Source organism: Pseudomonas sp. LTJR-52, assembly GCF_003691465.1.
GTDB classification, from domain to species: Bacteria; Pseudomonadota; Gammaproteobacteria; order Pseudomonadales; family Pseudomonadaceae; genus Chryseomonas; species Chryseomonas luteola.
The window spans coordinates 5,015,371-5,028,981 of the sequence record NZ_CP033105.1; the positions used below are offsets into that span (position 1 = coordinate 5,015,371).

Annotated in this window: 14 protein-coding genes; 2 read left to right on the plus strand and 12 right to left on the minus strand. The window is 55.1% G+C overall.

Annotated elements, in window-relative coordinates:
* Positions 1-198: 198 nt before the first annotated feature.
* Positions 199-1,113 (minus strand): LysR family transcriptional regulator, encoded by a 915-nt coding sequence (locus tag EAW52_RS23145; RefSeq protein ID WP_122044239.1) that lies wholly within the window; start codon positions 1,111-1,113, stop codon positions 199-201.
* Positions 1,114-1,231: 118 nt separating this feature from the next.
* Between EAW52_RS23145 and EAW52_RS23150 the strand changes: the two genes are divergently transcribed.
* A complete protein-coding gene (locus EAW52_RS23150) occupies positions 1,232-1,987 on the plus strand; it encodes an SDR family NAD(P)-dependent oxidoreductase (RefSeq protein ID WP_122044240.1) in 756 nt (251 codons plus the stop codon).
* Positions 1,988-2,551: 564 nt separating this feature from the next.
* A complete protein-coding gene (locus EAW52_RS26535) occupies positions 2,552-2,674 on the plus strand; it encodes a zinc ribbon domain-containing protein (RefSeq protein WP_256680854.1) in 123 nt (40 codons plus the stop codon).
* Between the two features lie 571 nt (positions 2,675-3,245).
* On the opposite strand, the gene EAW52_RS23160 is transcribed toward EAW52_RS26535, so the two are convergent.
* The 11 genes from EAW52_RS23160 to EAW52_RS23210 all read right to left on the minus strand — a co-directional run bounded on the left by EAW52_RS23160 (position 3,246) and on the right by EAW52_RS23210 (position 13,168).
* The gene (locus EAW52_RS23160; RefSeq protein WP_122044241.1) at positions 3,246-3,953 is read right to left on the minus strand and encodes a TetR/AcrR family transcriptional regulator; all 708 of its coding nucleotides are present in this window, start codon (positions 3,951-3,953) and stop codon (positions 3,246-3,248) included.
* An 88-nt stretch (positions 3,954-4,041) separates the two neighbouring features.
* Positions 4,042-4,662 (minus strand): isochorismatase family protein, encoded by a 621-nt coding sequence (locus tag EAW52_RS23165; RefSeq protein ID WP_112298038.1) that lies wholly within the window; start codon positions 4,660-4,662, stop codon positions 4,042-4,044.
* Positions 4,663-4,673: 11 nt separating this feature from the next.
* Positions 4,674-5,717, minus strand: a complete 1,044-nt coding sequence (locus tag EAW52_RS23170) for a 2,5-dihydroxypyridine 5,6-dioxygenase (protein ID WP_122044242.1) — start codon at positions 5,715-5,717, stop codon at positions 4,674-4,676.
* A gap of 12 nt (positions 5,718-5,729) precedes the next feature.
* Positions 5,730-6,536 carry an alpha/beta fold hydrolase gene (locus EAW52_RS23175; RefSeq protein ID WP_122044243.1) on the minus strand — a complete coding sequence of 269 codons (807 nt, stop codon included), beginning with the start codon at positions 6,534-6,536 and terminating at the stop codon, positions 5,730-5,732.
* A gap of 10 nt (positions 6,537-6,546) precedes the next feature.
* Complete coding sequence (locus tag EAW52_RS23180) at positions 6,547-7,299, minus strand: Asp/Glu racemase (RefSeq protein ID WP_122044244.1); 753 nt, start codon at positions 7,297-7,299, stop codon at positions 6,547-6,549.
* A 23-nt stretch (positions 7,300-7,322) separates the two neighbouring features.
* Positions 7,323-8,552 carry an FAD-dependent monooxygenase gene (locus EAW52_RS23185; protein WP_122044245.1) on the minus strand — a complete coding sequence of 410 codons (1,230 nt, stop codon included), beginning with the start codon at positions 8,550-8,552 and terminating at the stop codon, positions 7,323-7,325.
* Between the two features lie 79 nt (positions 8,553-8,631).
* Positions 8,632-9,354, minus strand: a complete 723-nt coding sequence (locus tag EAW52_RS23190; protein ID WP_112298043.1) for an ABC transporter ATP-binding protein — start codon at positions 9,352-9,354, stop codon at positions 8,632-8,634.
* On the minus strand, positions 9,351-10,142 hold the full coding sequence (locus tag EAW52_RS23195) for an ABC transporter ATP-binding protein (RefSeq protein ID WP_122044246.1): 792 nt from the start codon (positions 10,140-10,142) through the stop codon (positions 9,351-9,353). Before EAW52_RS23195 ends, EAW52_RS23190 begins: the two co-directional genes overlap by 4 nt.
* Positions 10,139-11,134 (minus strand): branched-chain amino acid ABC transporter permease, encoded by a 996-nt coding sequence (locus EAW52_RS23200; protein WP_122044247.1) that lies wholly within the window; start codon positions 11,132-11,134, stop codon positions 10,139-10,141. The genes EAW52_RS23195 and EAW52_RS23200 overlap by 4 nt, the downstream gene beginning before the upstream one ends.
* Position 11,135: 1 nt before the next feature.
* Positions 11,136-12,008: a branched-chain amino acid ABC transporter permease gene (locus EAW52_RS23205; protein WP_112298046.1), complete on the minus strand. Its 873-nt coding sequence runs from the start codon at positions 12,006-12,008 to the stop codon at positions 11,136-11,138.
* Between the two features lie 2 nt (positions 12,009-12,010).
* On the minus strand, positions 12,011-13,168 hold the full coding sequence (locus tag EAW52_RS23210) for an ABC transporter substrate-binding protein (RefSeq protein WP_122044248.1): 1,158 nt from the start codon (positions 13,166-13,168) through the stop codon (positions 12,011-12,013).
* Positions 13,169-13,611 lie beyond the last annotated feature (443 nt).

The following is a 13,611-nucleotide window of genomic DNA, read 5'->3' on the forward strand; positions in this document are numbered from 1 at the left end:
GCTGATTCGGAAGTTATTGCTCTGTGATGGGGCATTCCTAGCGGAACCTTTTGCTTCGTTATGAGGAGGAAGAATTTTGCTGGCGCTTGAGCACGTTCAACCTTGTGGTTGGACAATAGTTGGAGGGGGATCGTCCACACATGATTGATGGGCTAAACACTAATTTAGTTGCTTTAAAATAGCTGGTTTCTTATCTTCTTAAGGCTGACGCCATACTGGGTTAGATAGGTGTTTCACAAAGAATTCTGACAAAGCCTTTACTTTGGCAGGGCGACTTCTCGCCGAGGGAGTCACAAAATAAAGACCGCCCTTGGTCATGCTCCACTCAGGCAGTAGCCGCTCAAGGCTGCCATTAGCTAGATAGTCGTTGGCAATGAACTCTGGTAGTTCAGCAATAGCCAGCCCATCCAATAGTGTCGGAAGCAATGCATCCGAATTGGTCACCCGCAGCGGCCCCTTAGGCATTATATCTTCTGTCGTGCCGTCCACATGGGTAAAACGCCAGACACGGCTGCGAGCGCGGTAGGCGTAACTCAAACAGGCTCGATCCGATAACTCTCGTGGATGGGAAGGATATCCATAAGCCCTAAGATACGCAGGGGAAGCAACCAAGTATTGCGTTACAGGGCATAAGTGACGGGCAACCAGCGATGAATCCGGAAGTGCAGCAATTCTCAGGGCCGCGTCAAATCCATCAGCAACGAGGTCAACAGAGGCATCAGAGAGATGCAGGTCTAAGGTAAGCCCGGGATATTGTCGTATTAGCGCTGGCAATAGTGGGGCGACCCAGCGCAACCCAAACGACATGGGCACAGCAAGGCGTACCTGTCCTCTAGGCTCGATGGCCAACTCCAGGGCCTCGCTTTCAACCTCTTCTGCCTGCCGATAGATCTCAGCAGCCTTGGTCGCCATGCTTGACCCGAATTCGGTAAGCGCTAACTGGCGAGAGGTACGATTAAATAATCGTCCACCCAAGCGTTGCTCAAGTCGGGTGACTGCGCGTGAGACGGTTGGGACTGATACCCCCATGACCCGGGCCGCCGCTGCGAACGAGCCTTCTTCTGCTACCTTGGCAAACATGGCAAGGCCTTCAAAATCAGGAAATTTATTCATTTCATTTATGCAACGTTAGCTTTCAAATGATTCTATTTTGAAAGGCATTGTGTGTCGATATGCTTTCTCCATCTCGTAATCATTCGTCCATAAATCATTACGAAGCAGGAGAACTACTATGGCTCGCAGACTCGAAGGCAAGATTGCATTAGTCACAGGCGGCACTACCGGTATTGGCCTAGCTACCGCCAGGCGTTTTGCGCAGGAAGGTGCTCATGTTTATGTTACTGGGCGTCGGCAAGCTGAACTTGACGCGGCGGTTGTACAAATTGGCAGCAGCGCTACCGGTGTTCAGGTTGACTCTTCCCAACTCGATCAGCTGGATGCGCTGTACCAGCGCATCAGTGCGGAGTACGGACGAATTGATGTGTTATTTGCTAACGCCGGCGGGGGCTCGATGCTGCCGTTAAGCGAGATAACCGAGACGCACTATAACGACATTTTTGACCGTAACGTAAAAGGTGTGCTGTTTACGGTTCAAAAAGCACTGCCGCTGCTTGCTAAGCATGCATCGGTTATTCTTACCGGGTCTACGGCTGGAAGCTCGGGCACGCCGGCATTCAGCGTATACTCGGCTTCAAAGGCAGCCGTCAGGGCTTTTGCTCGCAGCTGGATACTCGACCTGAAGGATCGCAGCGTACGAGTCAACACTATCAGTCCTGGGGCAACCAGAACTCCCGGCCTAGTGGATCTGGCCGGCCCCGATGCATCCCAACAGCAGGGGCTGCTTGATTATCTTGCGTCCCAGATCCCTATGGGCCGTGTTGGCGAACCGGAAGAGATTGCTAGTGCTGCACTGTTCCTGGCCTCTGATGACGCCAGCTTTATAAATGGCATTGAGCTTTTTGTGGATGGTGGCCAGGCTCAAATCTAATCTGTTTACGGGGCGGCTCTGTTTGCCGCCCCGTCTACTTCAATAAGCAAAAGCAAGCATCAAGCTTGTCCATCTACTAAATTCTCTACGGGGCATTGCTGGGTACCCAGCTGATCGAGCATTCGATACACAATGACTAGTATCAACACGTATATAAACGCTCTAGAGCGTACTTATCAAAGAGAACAGATAGTTTTCACCAAGGTAAAAGGGTTGGCTTCAAAAGTCTCAAGCGCTTAACTTTGACCCTTAAGACAGGGCACTATTAAACTAATCCTTTGTTTGATTGAAGAATCATAAAAAGCAGGTAGGTGCTTCTGCATTTGCTATCTAGCTTATAAGGCGTTTATTGGCTTGGAGTGTCGCAATGACTATGCTCCTTGCCTTTTACCCTGCCGCGAATTCTTATGCTGTTCAAGACACCGTCCTATGGCAACAGGCGTATTGTGCTCAGCGAGGACCCTTGACTTGTGCAGTGAGAGAAATCCAGGAAGTAGGCGAGGCATACATCACCTGCACCTGTTCGGCTTGCGGTTCTCTGACGGGGCCAAAATGCATTAATGGCTGCGTACAAGAGAATGGCCCTGCTGTAAGTGCGGTGTTGCTCACGACCGTGATATCAACGCGGCCAGGAATATTCTCGCGCTCGGGCTTGAACGTCCATTTGTGGGAATCCCCGTCCTGTAGTGTGGGGAGGATTTCAAATGGGCAGGTCTGATAGCAATGTCGCATGAGATGCGGCTTGCCCTGTTTAAGGTGCCGCGTAAACTAGGTGAATAAGTGGAACCGGTATTGATCGTTGACTACCTACTGAAAGATTTCAACTGAAACCAAGCCGCTAAAACGTTCGCAGCAGAGGCGTAGACAAACTAATGAATTTTGTTGCTAAAAAGAGCAACAAAATTATAAGTTCATGCTGCCGCTGCCTGCGCGAGGATAGGCTTGATTTTACCGTGACGTCGGCAGCGCTCTAGAACAGCATGGTCTTTTCCTGTTTGGCTTCTACTGCTCCTTTATCACCGAAGCCTTTCCCGGCTAGCCGTAAGCTGCATACCATGTTGATGGTCGCCGTCCGTCGACGCTGTGTTACTGAATAACTGCTGCGCTCTAGGTGCCCCATAATTATGAAGCTACTTTTCAGATGAAATGGGCAGTGGGAGGAGGTGATAACCAAACCTGGAAAGAGACCTGTAAAGCAGGTCAAGCTGGCCTCAGCGGCTCACTAAGTCGTAGGCCGAACACAGTTGACCGGTACAGATTAAGTGCAAGAAGGAGCTTGCATTCCAGCGGTCACAAAAGCACTCATCTGCTTTAACACCTCTTCAGAGTCCTCCGGGTGGCAGATATCCCCAGCCAGTTGCTCAAGCCGGTGGGTATCAGAAAAGGCATACATGTAGGCACCCACCATCAGCGTGACACGCCAATAGGCTTCGCACTCGCTGATGTAAGGAAGGGCTATACGAAAGGCTTCTACATAGGCTTTCGTGGACATGTCATAGGCTTCGTTTCTGAGCTTATAAGAGATTTCAGGAGGTTCGGTATGCAGACGCGCCTGGAGGCGAATAAAAGCCCGGCCCGCCTTGCTACTACGTAGCGCTAACGTAGGCGTGAGAAAGGCATGGACAATATCAATAACTTGCAGGGGCCCGGCGCATTTCAGCTCTTCAAGCCGACGCAACCGCTCTTCGGAGATTTTTCGGCCACGGCGCAGAAACACCTCTTCAAATAAGCCGTACTTAGAACCGAAATAGTAATTGATCAGCGCTTGGGTAACCTTGGCAGCCTCGGCAATCTCGCGTAGCGTTGTTCCTGCATAGCCCAAGTCAGCAAATAAAAACTCGGCCGCGTTGAGGATCTCATCACGTACGTTACTTGACCCTTCGGGACGCCCTGGTTTGTTTTTCGCCGCGGCTCGGCTGCGCTTAATGCTTACGCCTCGACGGCCGCTGACATTCACCGTATCCATTATGCTCCAAAGCCGCAGGGTATTATTTGATTAAGTACAGTGTAACTAAGCAGACCCGGTGATGACACCGGGTCTGGTATGACCGGTTCTAATGGGCGAACTGATTCAGCAGCTCTGCAAATGAGCAGACATCAGCGTTCTTTTGCTCCATGTCGAACAGGTTCGCTTCATGCGGGGCCAGGGCGCGGTCACCTACGCAGTCGGCCAGCACTACCGGACGAAAGCCATAGGACATCGCATCCACCACACTCGCCCGCACGCAGCCGCTGGTCACGGCTCCGGCTATCAGGAGCGTTTGCACGCCGCGTTGAGTTAGCCAGGCGGAAAGTCCCGTCCCGAAAAAGGCCGACGGTACCGTCTTGCGCACTACCAGCTCGCCTTCGGCCGGTTCCAGCTCCGGCACAATGGCACTGTTGTGCTCATGCTCCTTAAGGCTAAGCATGCTGGGTACCTTGAGCGTAAAGATATTTTGATCGCTGCCGTCGTCGGCAAACACGATCCGGCTGTGCGCTACAGGCCAGCCGCGCTGTCTTGCCTCTGCCAGCACCGGCACGGTAGCCTGAATCGCCTCGGGAATATTGCCGCCGCCAAATACTTTTGAGTCGGCAAAGCCGTTCACGAAATCAATAATCAGCAGGCCAATCTGTCCCTGGATACCCAACTGAGCTCCAAATCCCTGGCGCTGGTAAACCGCTTCGTCGCGTTGCATCGTCTGTCTCCTTACTCAGCAGGGTTGTCGATGATCTTTCCCTCACGTACCACCACGTTGCCGTCCAGGCTGATCGTGCAGTTGCGCATGGGAATGTCGATATGGCATGCCGTGACGCGGTCGCCTCCGGCCTCGTTGTTCGGACCCATCGAGCAAAGAAAGTTGCCCTCAAAGGCGCGGGCGTCCATGCCAATAGTGGATTCGCGGTCATATAGCGATAGGGTCGACCAGCGCGCCCGCTTCTGCAGGCCCCAGCCGATATGTGACAGCGCATAGGCTTCCGGGTCGTTGAACTCACCCATATAGTCCCTGAGCAGCTCGGCATCGAGTCCACCTTCGATAGCGGTGATATAACCTTCCTTTACCGTTAGAGTGATGGGTTCGTTCACGTAGCATTTTTGCGGCAGAAGGATATCGCCCTTGTCCAGCACGATACGGCCGTTAGCCTGCGCCTCGTTGGGCCAGGTCAGGATAAAGCCGCTGGGCCAGTGATCCCAACGGCCGGGCTCATCCACAAAGCCATACTCCTTGATGGCCGGATACTGCCCCAGCGGGCAGCGTAGGTCCGTACCGGCCCGGGAGACAACATGCATTTCCCGGGCTCCTTCGAGTTGAGCAGCGGCTCGAAATACGCGGGCTCGGTCGGCCTCGGTCGGCACCAGGCGGGCCAGCACTTCCGGCGGCTCGACTGCCAGCAAAATCCTGGTACCCGAGCTCAGGATTTCGTGCTGTTCGGGTGAGAACAGCAGCGTCATCAGATCCAGCACCAGGTCGCTTTCCTTGAGCGCGGCGATGGCAGCGCGGTTGCCGGTAAGCGGCGTGGTGCCCAGATAGGCCAGGCTGTCACGGCTATGCGCCTTCTCTCCATTAACCGGAGGCAGGTCGAGTCGATTCACCCGCGCGCCCAAGCCTGCCGCTGCGATTAGGGCGGTGCGCAAGGTTTGTGGATGTGTGGTGTCGCTGGTCAGCACGGTTACAATATCACCGGCCTTGAGCTTGGAAAGGGTGAGCACCTGTTTCCAGGCGTTGATCAGATCGATATCGCTGATAGCCATGTCGCGGTCCTCTTAAACAGGGGTACCCAGAAAGTGGCCAAAGGCCTGGTAGAAGCCTTCCTCGTCATCCCAGGGGATCATATGTCCAGCGTTTTCTACCCGAGCTACCGTCACCTCCGGCATGAGGCCCTGGATCTCCTCGATGTCTTCGGGCAGGAGCACATTGCCGCGCCCGGCCACTATCAGCAGGGTCGGCAGGTTAATGTGCGGCAGATCCTGATGGATATTGTCTTCATGAAAGCCGTTGTAGCTGGCCACGATGGCGCGCTCATCGCAGGTATGCAGCCATTCGGCCCGCAAGCGCAGCTGCTCTTCTGTCCAGGTGGGACAAAAGACACGCATATCCTCAGCACCCATGCCCTCGAGCGACTGGCGAATGGAGTCGACATACCAGGGCAGGCCGCTCGGATAGGGGCGACGGCCCGGGCCGGAAACTGGTGGGTCGACAATGATCAGACGCTCAAGGCCCTGGGGCTTGAGCCGGCAGGCCATGCGTATGGCGATACGGCCGCCCATGGAATGTCCGAGCACGGCGTAGCGCGCAAGACCCAGCACATCGGCCAGGGCGGCGACATCAGCCGCCTGAGCATCGAGACTATAGTCCAGCGTGGGTGACGCTTCCGACAGACCCCGGCCGCGTACATCCAGCACATACACATCGAAGTGGCGTCCCAGGCGCTCGGCCACAAAGCCCCAGGTCACGGCCGGGCTGGTAATTCCGGGGATCACGATGAGGGGCAGGCCCTGTCCGCCATAGCGCAGATAATGCTGGCGAATGCCGTTGGCCTGAGCATTGGCGCCATACAGATAGTTAGTCATTGCATCCTCCTTAATAAGCACCGGACAGCAGGGCACCGCCCCCCGGCACGATGGGTTCGAGGCCAATGGCTTTGAGCATGGCGTACGTGGTGGCGATGGCTGCCGTGATGACAGGCTTGCCGGTCTGAGCCTCGACCTTGGCCACGGCAGAGAGCGACGGCATCTGCACACAGGCCGACAGCACGATAGCGTCGACACCCTCGAGATCCAGATCCGCGACGATACTGGGCAGGTTGGACGGATCGTGCCGGGCAACGGCAAGGTTGTCGGGGATTTCCAGGGCATGCCAGACCTTGACCTCGATACCCTCGTGCTGAATGTAATCGACTACTAGCTCGGTCAGCGGCTTCATGTAGGGCGCAACCAGGGCGATGCGCCTGGCACCCAGCACCTTGAGCCCATCGACAAGCGCGCCGGCACTAGTAATCACTGGCGCTTCAGCCTCGTTATCGCGGGTGACCTGGGTCAGGCGCGCCTGGGACTCGCGATGATAGCCCCGCCCCATGCTCATGATGGCCACAAGGCAGGCGTACCCCAAGACATCGACACGGGCATCGGACAGCTCAAGGGCGCAACGGTCGGACTGAGCATCCATGGCGGCCAGCTCTTCCTTTTTCACATGCTTCATGCGCATACGGCTGGAGTGGAAGGTAAAGCGCTCGGGACGGATCAGCTGGCGAGCGGTGAGCATTGCCGGGATCTCGGTTTCCATTGTGGTGTTGGAGCTGGGTACGATTTGCCCGATTCGATACAGCGTTTGCATGGTTATTGTCCTTATGCGTTGGCTTAGGCCGTTAACTGCTCGGCTTCAAAACGTTGGCGGCAGATAGTGGCGTCGTACTCATAGATCCACTCAGCCCGAATGCCGACCGCGTTGGGATTCTTGGCCTGCTCCTGCTGGTAGGCCAGATCACGCTTGCGCAACTCCTCGGGGGAGGAGAGGTGATAGGTCCGGCCGCGCTCGCGTGCCTGCAGTTGAACCTGAGAAGTGCGTGGGCGGCGCTCATTCTCGTAGGCCTCCAGCGCGGTCAGGACATCATCTCCAAAGTGAACAAGGGCCTGGGCCAGTACATAACTGTCTTCAATGGCCATGGCTGCGCCCTGGGAGAGGAAGGGCAGCATGGGATGTGCGGCATCACCTAAAAGCGTGGCATGACCTGCAGACCAACGTGACATGGGATCATGGTCGAACAGGCCCCACTTATACGTTTGGGTCGGATCGGTGCGCTCGAAGAGTTGGATCAGGTTTGTATGCCAACCGCTGTAAGCCTGTACTAGCTCCTCGGTAGAGCTGGGCTCCGTCCAGGATTCCTTGACCCATTCCTCAGTTTCGGCAACCGCTACGATGTTTACGGCCTTACCGCCTTTCACGTAGTAGGTCACTACGTGCGCCCTGGGACCCATCCAGAATGAAGCATCAGGGCTTACAAAGGGCAGAGGATGCTGCTCGACCGGTACCAGTGCGCGCCAGCACATGTGACCGGTGAACTGCGGCTTGTCAGTACCCCAAAGCGAATCCCTTACCGCTGAATGGATGCCGTCAGCACCTACGATCAGGTCAGCCTCAAATATTGATCCATCAGAAAAAGTGGCAGTGGCTGAATGTGAGTTACGCGTGACGCCGGTGCATTGCACACCAAAGGTTACGCAATCGTCTGGAATATCCTGGGAGAGGATGGCGTGGAGGTCCGCTCGGTGAACATGGAAAAATTCGGCGCCATAGACCTTGGGGGAGTTTTCTTTAAGAGGCGTACGAAACAGTTCGGTGGCGGTCTCCCAGTTACGGCCTACCATGGCTTCCGGCAGAAAGCCGATGCGCTGCAAGTCGCTTTCAAGACCCAGCGCGTTGAGTACCTTGACGGCATTAGGCGTCATCTGTACGCCTGCGCCAATCTCGCCGAAGGCTTTGGCGCGCTCGAAGAGATGATATTCGATGCCTTGTTGTTGAAGGGCGCGGGCCAAGGCTACACCGCCAATGCCAGCACCTACTATGCCTACTCTTAGCTTACGGCTCATGATTTATTCCTTATTAACTAAGTGGTTAATTAATTTCTTGTGCAGAACGTTAGAGGTTTCCCGAGTCATGGAGTACGCCTCAAGCACCTAGATAGGCGTTAAGCACCTCCGGGTCTTTTAGCAGGTGGGCTGCATCGTCACTGGTCGTGATGCGGCCCGTCTCGACAACATAGGCCCGAGAGGCAATCGATAACGCGTTATAAACGTTCTGTTCGACGACCATGACGGTTACACCGTGAGCATTGATCTCCCGGACGACCTCGAAGACTTCATCGGCCATTTTTGGAGACAGACCCAGGCTGGGTTCGTCCAGCAGCAGCAGACGCGGCTCAGACATCAACGCACGGGCAATGGCTAGCATCTGCTGTTCACCGCCGCTCAACGTGCCGGCAAGTTGTTTCTGCCGTTCACGAAGGCGCGGGAAACGGTGAAAGGCCATGCCGATACGGTCTTCAATCTCGACGTTGGAGCGGCATAGGAAGCCACCCAGCATGAGGTTTTCCTTGACGGTCATGGCTGGCCAGATGTGGCGCTCCTCGGGGCAATGGGCGATGCCCTGGGCCACGACCCGGTCTGCGCTCCAGCCGGTAATGCTCTTGCCCTCCCAGGTAATTGAGCCGGAAGTAGGCTTAAGTAAGCCGGAAATCGCACGCAGCGTAGTACTCTTGCCGGCACCGTTGGCGCCAATCAAGGCAACAATTTCACCATAGGCAATGTCTAGATCGATGCCGTGAAGTGCGCCAGCTTTGCCATAGGCAACATGTAGGTCACGAATATGTAGCAGTGGGCCGGTGTGATTCATGCGCGTGCCTTCCCCAGATAGGCCTCAACGACCTGTGGATTGTTCTGCACCTGAGCGGGCGTGCCCTCGGCAAGCTTCTGGCCGAAGTTCATCACTACCAGGCGATCGCAAATACCCATCACCAACCCCATGTTGTGTTCGACAATGATGATTGACTGTACTTGCGTTTCTCTCAGACGTTTCAGCGTTTCGCCAAAGGCCAGTGCTTCCTGGCTGTTAAGCCCTGCGGCAGGTTCGTCTAGCATTAAAAGGGTGGGCTTGGCGGCAAGCGCAACTCCCACTTCTAGAAGGCGCAACTCACCACACGACAATACGTGGGCAGGTGTGTTAATGCGCTTGGATAAGCCCATGATCTCAACGATCTGTGCGGCGCTGTCGCGAGCCGCCTGTTCGGCCTGGCGGACATGGGTACGTGGAAAATAGGTGTTCAGGAGCGACTGCCTTGCGCTCAGGTAATGTCCGGCCAGCACATTCTCGAAAACCGTCAATGACTTAAGTACATTGGTCTTCTGAAAACTGCGTACCAGACCTCTCTGGGCGATGGCGTATGGCTTTTTGCCTGTAATGTCTTCACCCTTGAACATCACGCGGCCGGCGGAGGGCGTATAAAAGCCCGTGATCAGGTTGAAACAGGTGGTTTTGCCAGCGCCGTTGGGGCCAATCAAGCCAAATATTTCGCCCGCTTTCACCTCAAAATTGATGTCCTGAACGGCTTTGAGCCCGCCAAAAGTCTTTTCCAGTCCATGGGCGGACAACAAGGGAGAGGGGAAAGGCTGCACGCTACTCATACGGCGCCTCCTTGGGGTTGAATACGTTGGATATCGTCTGCGTACTCGGCTTTGCCGGTATGACGCTCACGGCGGAGAGTCAGGAAGCCCATCAGGCCCTTGGGCAGGAACAGCACCACAAGCATCACGATCAGGCCGAAGATCGACATTCTTAGCTCTTGGGCTTCGCGCAGATATTCCTCCATCAGTGTGACCAGCAGCGCGCCCACCAGCGGGCCGAGCAGGGTGCCTTTACCACCGATTAGCACCATGATGATCATGGTGGCCATAAAGCTGAAGCGGAACACATCGGCACCTACGAAGGAAATGTAGTGCGCGTAGAAACCACCAGCGAGCCCCGCGAGAAATGCCCCGAGCACAAAGGCTTGCATCGCGTAGGCAAATGGCTGGATGCCAACTGACTGAGCAACGTAGCGGTTCTCACGAACAGTTACAGCGGCGCGCCCGGTACTGGAATAGACGAAGCGGTAGGCCAGGTACAACGCCACGGCGGTAATTGCCAGGGCAATATAGAAGTAGAGGCGCTTGGCGTATAACGTCGATACTGCCGACAGGATCTCTGGCTGGGGAATACCGGCAATACCCATAGGTCCATTGGTTACTCCAACCCAGTTATTGGCAAGGATGCGCAGTACTTCAGCGAAGGCCAGTGTGATAATCACAAAGTAGGGGCCCTGCAGGCGCAGCGTAATTGCACCTATCACCGATCCCAGTGCGGCTGAGATAACCCCTGCCAACGGTACGGTCGCCCACATTGGCAGTCCGTAACGGGTTGCCAGAATTGCTGCCGTGTAGGCGCCCAGTCCTAGAAAGGCCGTGTGGCCGAGGGAGAACTCGCCCACATAACCGACGATCAGGTTTAAGCTGCTGGCCAATACAGCGTAGAACAGCACCATGATGCCGATATGCAGGACGTACTGGTCGGTCACTAGCATAGGAAACAGGGCGGCCAGAACAGCGAGAATTAACAATGTATTTCGCTCAAGTTTCATGTCACGCCCTCTCCGCACGGGCTGAAAACAGGCCGTAGGGTTTGAAGATCAGCGTCAGAATCACAATGATGAAGCCAATAATGTCCACCATGCCGGTAGAAACGTAGCCACCCCACAAGGCCTCAGCTACGCCCAGCAATAGGCCGCCTGCAATGGCCCCACCAAAGCTGCCCATGCCGCCTAGAATGACTACGACAAAGGCCTTAAGGCTGACGATGCCGCCAATAGTGACTTGGGTTGAATAAATTGCACCCAGCAGCATTCCGGCAGATGCCGCCAATATCGAACCCAAGGCGAACGTGCTGGCATAGACGCGTGCTGTCTTGATGCCGGCCAACTGTGCGGCCATTGGGTCCTGAAACGTCGCGCGCATGGCTCGCCCCAGCTTGGTCTTCTTGATCAGTAAATGGGCGCCCAAAATCAGCGCCGCGCACACCGCCACGGCGAAAATTCTCATCTCGGTCAGCACGATGGGACCGAGAAAGACGGGAGCGTTAGGTAGCGGCCCTTCGATTTTCTGAGGCGCCGTGCCTGCTAACAGCAGGGCAGAGTTAGCCAGGAAAATCGACAGTCCAATGGTCAGCAAAATGCCGGGCTCTTCACCTTGTCCGCGGACTCGCTCAATCAGAACACGATCCACCAGCCAGCCGAACGCGGCCATGATGGCGGCCACGACGACCAGACCGGAAAAGAAGTCCAGACCCAGGTGTGAGGTAACGAACCAACCCAGCACGCCGCCTAGCATATAGAACTCACCGTGGGCAAAATTCACGACCCGCATAAAACCAAAGATTAGCGTGAGACCCAGGGCGGACAACGCGTAGAACGTACCCGTCACCAAGCCGTTAGCGAGGAATTGCAGGAACAGATCCACGCTCATTCTCCTTTGGCGGCAAGCGCCATGGGGGCTTCGACGGAAGTAGTAGCAACGACCTTGGGCTGTTTGTTCTCAATCTGTACCAGCGCCGCGTTAAAACCATAGGCCTGGCCGTTGGCCGTGAACTGGTAATGACCATTGGGTGCCTGGTAACTGGTTGCCTTCAAGGCTTCGCGGATCTGCTCTGCATCCGTCGAGCCGGCACGCTGGATGGCATCCATCAAGATATTGGTGGCGTTGTAGCCGGCCGCGGCGTATTTGTCCGGGGCCTGCTTGTATTGCGCCTGGTAGGCTTGAACGAACCTCTGGTTGCGCTCGCCAGGCAAGGTGGCTGCGTATGGGACGGCCGCGTAAATGCCTTCGGCGGCATCACCTACCAGATTGATGAAGTCCGCTGTGGCCCAGGAGCCAACCCCGAACACTTTCATATCAATGCCGAATTCCTTGAGCTGTTTAACCAGAATCGAACCATCCTGAGTCTCTGCGGCAATGAATACCCCATCTGCGCCTGAGACCCGCAACTTGGCCAGCAAGGTGTAAAAGTCGGTAGCGCCATGATCAAAATATTCCGTCATGGCTGTCTCGACACCATGAGCGGACAGATCCTTGGAGAATTCCTCTACGCCGCCCCGGCCCCAGTCATCATTTACACCGATATAGGCAACTTTCTTGAGCTTCAGATTTTCAGCCAAGATCTTGGCAAACGCTTGGGCGAGTAGGGCGTCGGTCTCGGCTGAGCGGAAAAAGTAGGGATTGTTCTTTTCGGTGAGGTCAGCCTTGGAAGACACTCCCGTCAGCAGTGGTAGTTTGTACTTCTGCGCAACAGGCATGATCGCAGCGGTCGCTGAGCTGCAAAAGGCGCCGGATAGGGCGACTACTTTATCTTTCTGAATCAGTTTTTCTGCGGCGTTAACCGAGTTCGCCGGACTGCACTGACCATCCTCGATAACGAGTTCGATCGGCTTGCCTAGCACGCCGCCTGCTTTGTTGCGCTCTTCTACGGCCAGCTTGGAGCCGTTGATATCTGCCGCTCCGTTATATGCCACCGAGCCTGTCAGCGGCTGAATGACGCCAATTTTAATGCTGTCTTGGGCCAAGGCCGAAGTCGAACCGAGTACTGCTGTCGCAAATACTTGAGCACAAATAAACGCACGCATTGTTGTTCTCCTGAAGAGCATTTTGTCGTCTTGCCGACAGGCAAGCCTTTTGTTGGCAGCTAAAACAGGGAGGCGGCATACAGCCTCAATGAGACCCAGACTTTTTAATTAATTAATCAGTTAGTAAATTAATTTGAGCAGGTTTTGTGCCACTTACATTAAGTGATTGATCTCTTTGGCCTTTGCAAAAACTATGAGGTTTAAAGACCACAGAGACGCTCACGAATGGGGCCTTTCTACACGTAGGTGCTCGCAAATGGGGCAAGAGGAAACAATGTGATGAGGTGCATCAAAAACATGGTTGTGCTTGGACAGAAATGCCCTGAGCCATCCATGCCTGCGCAAATCGATCAAAAAATGATTGATTTGCGCATATATGAGAGCTTAGATTAAGGGCTTGTTGATTGGAATGCACATGGAAATGATCATTTCGATCATCCTTA

Excerpts from the sequence above, each read along its gene's own strand:
- EAW52_RS23145 (WP_122044239.1), bottom strand. The coding sequence starts at position 1,113 with ATGAATAAATTTCCTGATTTTGAAGGCCTTGCCATGTTTGCCAAGGTA.
- EAW52_RS23150 (WP_122044240.1), top strand. The coding sequence starts at position 1,232 with ATGGCTCGCAGACTCGAAGGCAAGATTGCATTAGTCACAGGCGGCACT.
- EAW52_RS23160 (WP_122044241.1), bottom strand. The coding sequence starts at position 3,953 with ATGGATACGGTGAATGTCAGCGGCCGTCGAGGCGTAAGCATTAAGCGC.
- EAW52_RS23165 (WP_112298038.1), bottom strand. The coding sequence starts at position 4,662 with ATGCAACGCGACGAAGCGGTTTACCAGCGCCAGGGATTTGGAGCTCAG.
- EAW52_RS23170 (WP_122044242.1), bottom strand. The coding sequence starts at position 5,717 with ATGGCTATCAGCGATATCGATCTGATCAACGCCTGGAAACAGGTGCTC.
- EAW52_RS23175 (WP_122044243.1), bottom strand. The coding sequence starts at position 6,536 with ATGACTAACTATCTGTATGGCGCCAATGCTCAGGCCAACGGCATTCGC.
- EAW52_RS23180 (WP_122044244.1), bottom strand. The coding sequence starts at position 7,299 with ATGCAAACGCTGTATCGAATCGGGCAAATCGTACCCAGCTCCAACACC.
- EAW52_RS23185 (WP_122044245.1), bottom strand. The coding sequence starts at position 8,552 with ATGAGCCGTAAGCTAAGAGTAGGCATAGTAGGTGCTGGCATTGGCGGT.
- EAW52_RS23190 (WP_112298043.1), bottom strand. The coding sequence starts at position 9,354 with ATGAATCACACCGGCCCACTGCTACATATTCGTGACCTACATGTTGCC.
- EAW52_RS23195 (WP_122044246.1), bottom strand. The coding sequence starts at position 10,142 with ATGAGTAGCGTGCAGCCTTTCCCCTCTCCCTTGTTGTCCGCCCATGGA.
- EAW52_RS23200 (WP_122044247.1), bottom strand. The coding sequence starts at position 11,134 with ATGAAACTTGAGCGAAATACATTGTTAATTCTCGCTGTTCTGGCCGCC.
- EAW52_RS23210 (WP_122044248.1), bottom strand. The coding sequence starts at position 13,168 with ATGCGTGCGTTTATTTGTGCTCAAGTATTTGCGACAGCAGTACTCGGT.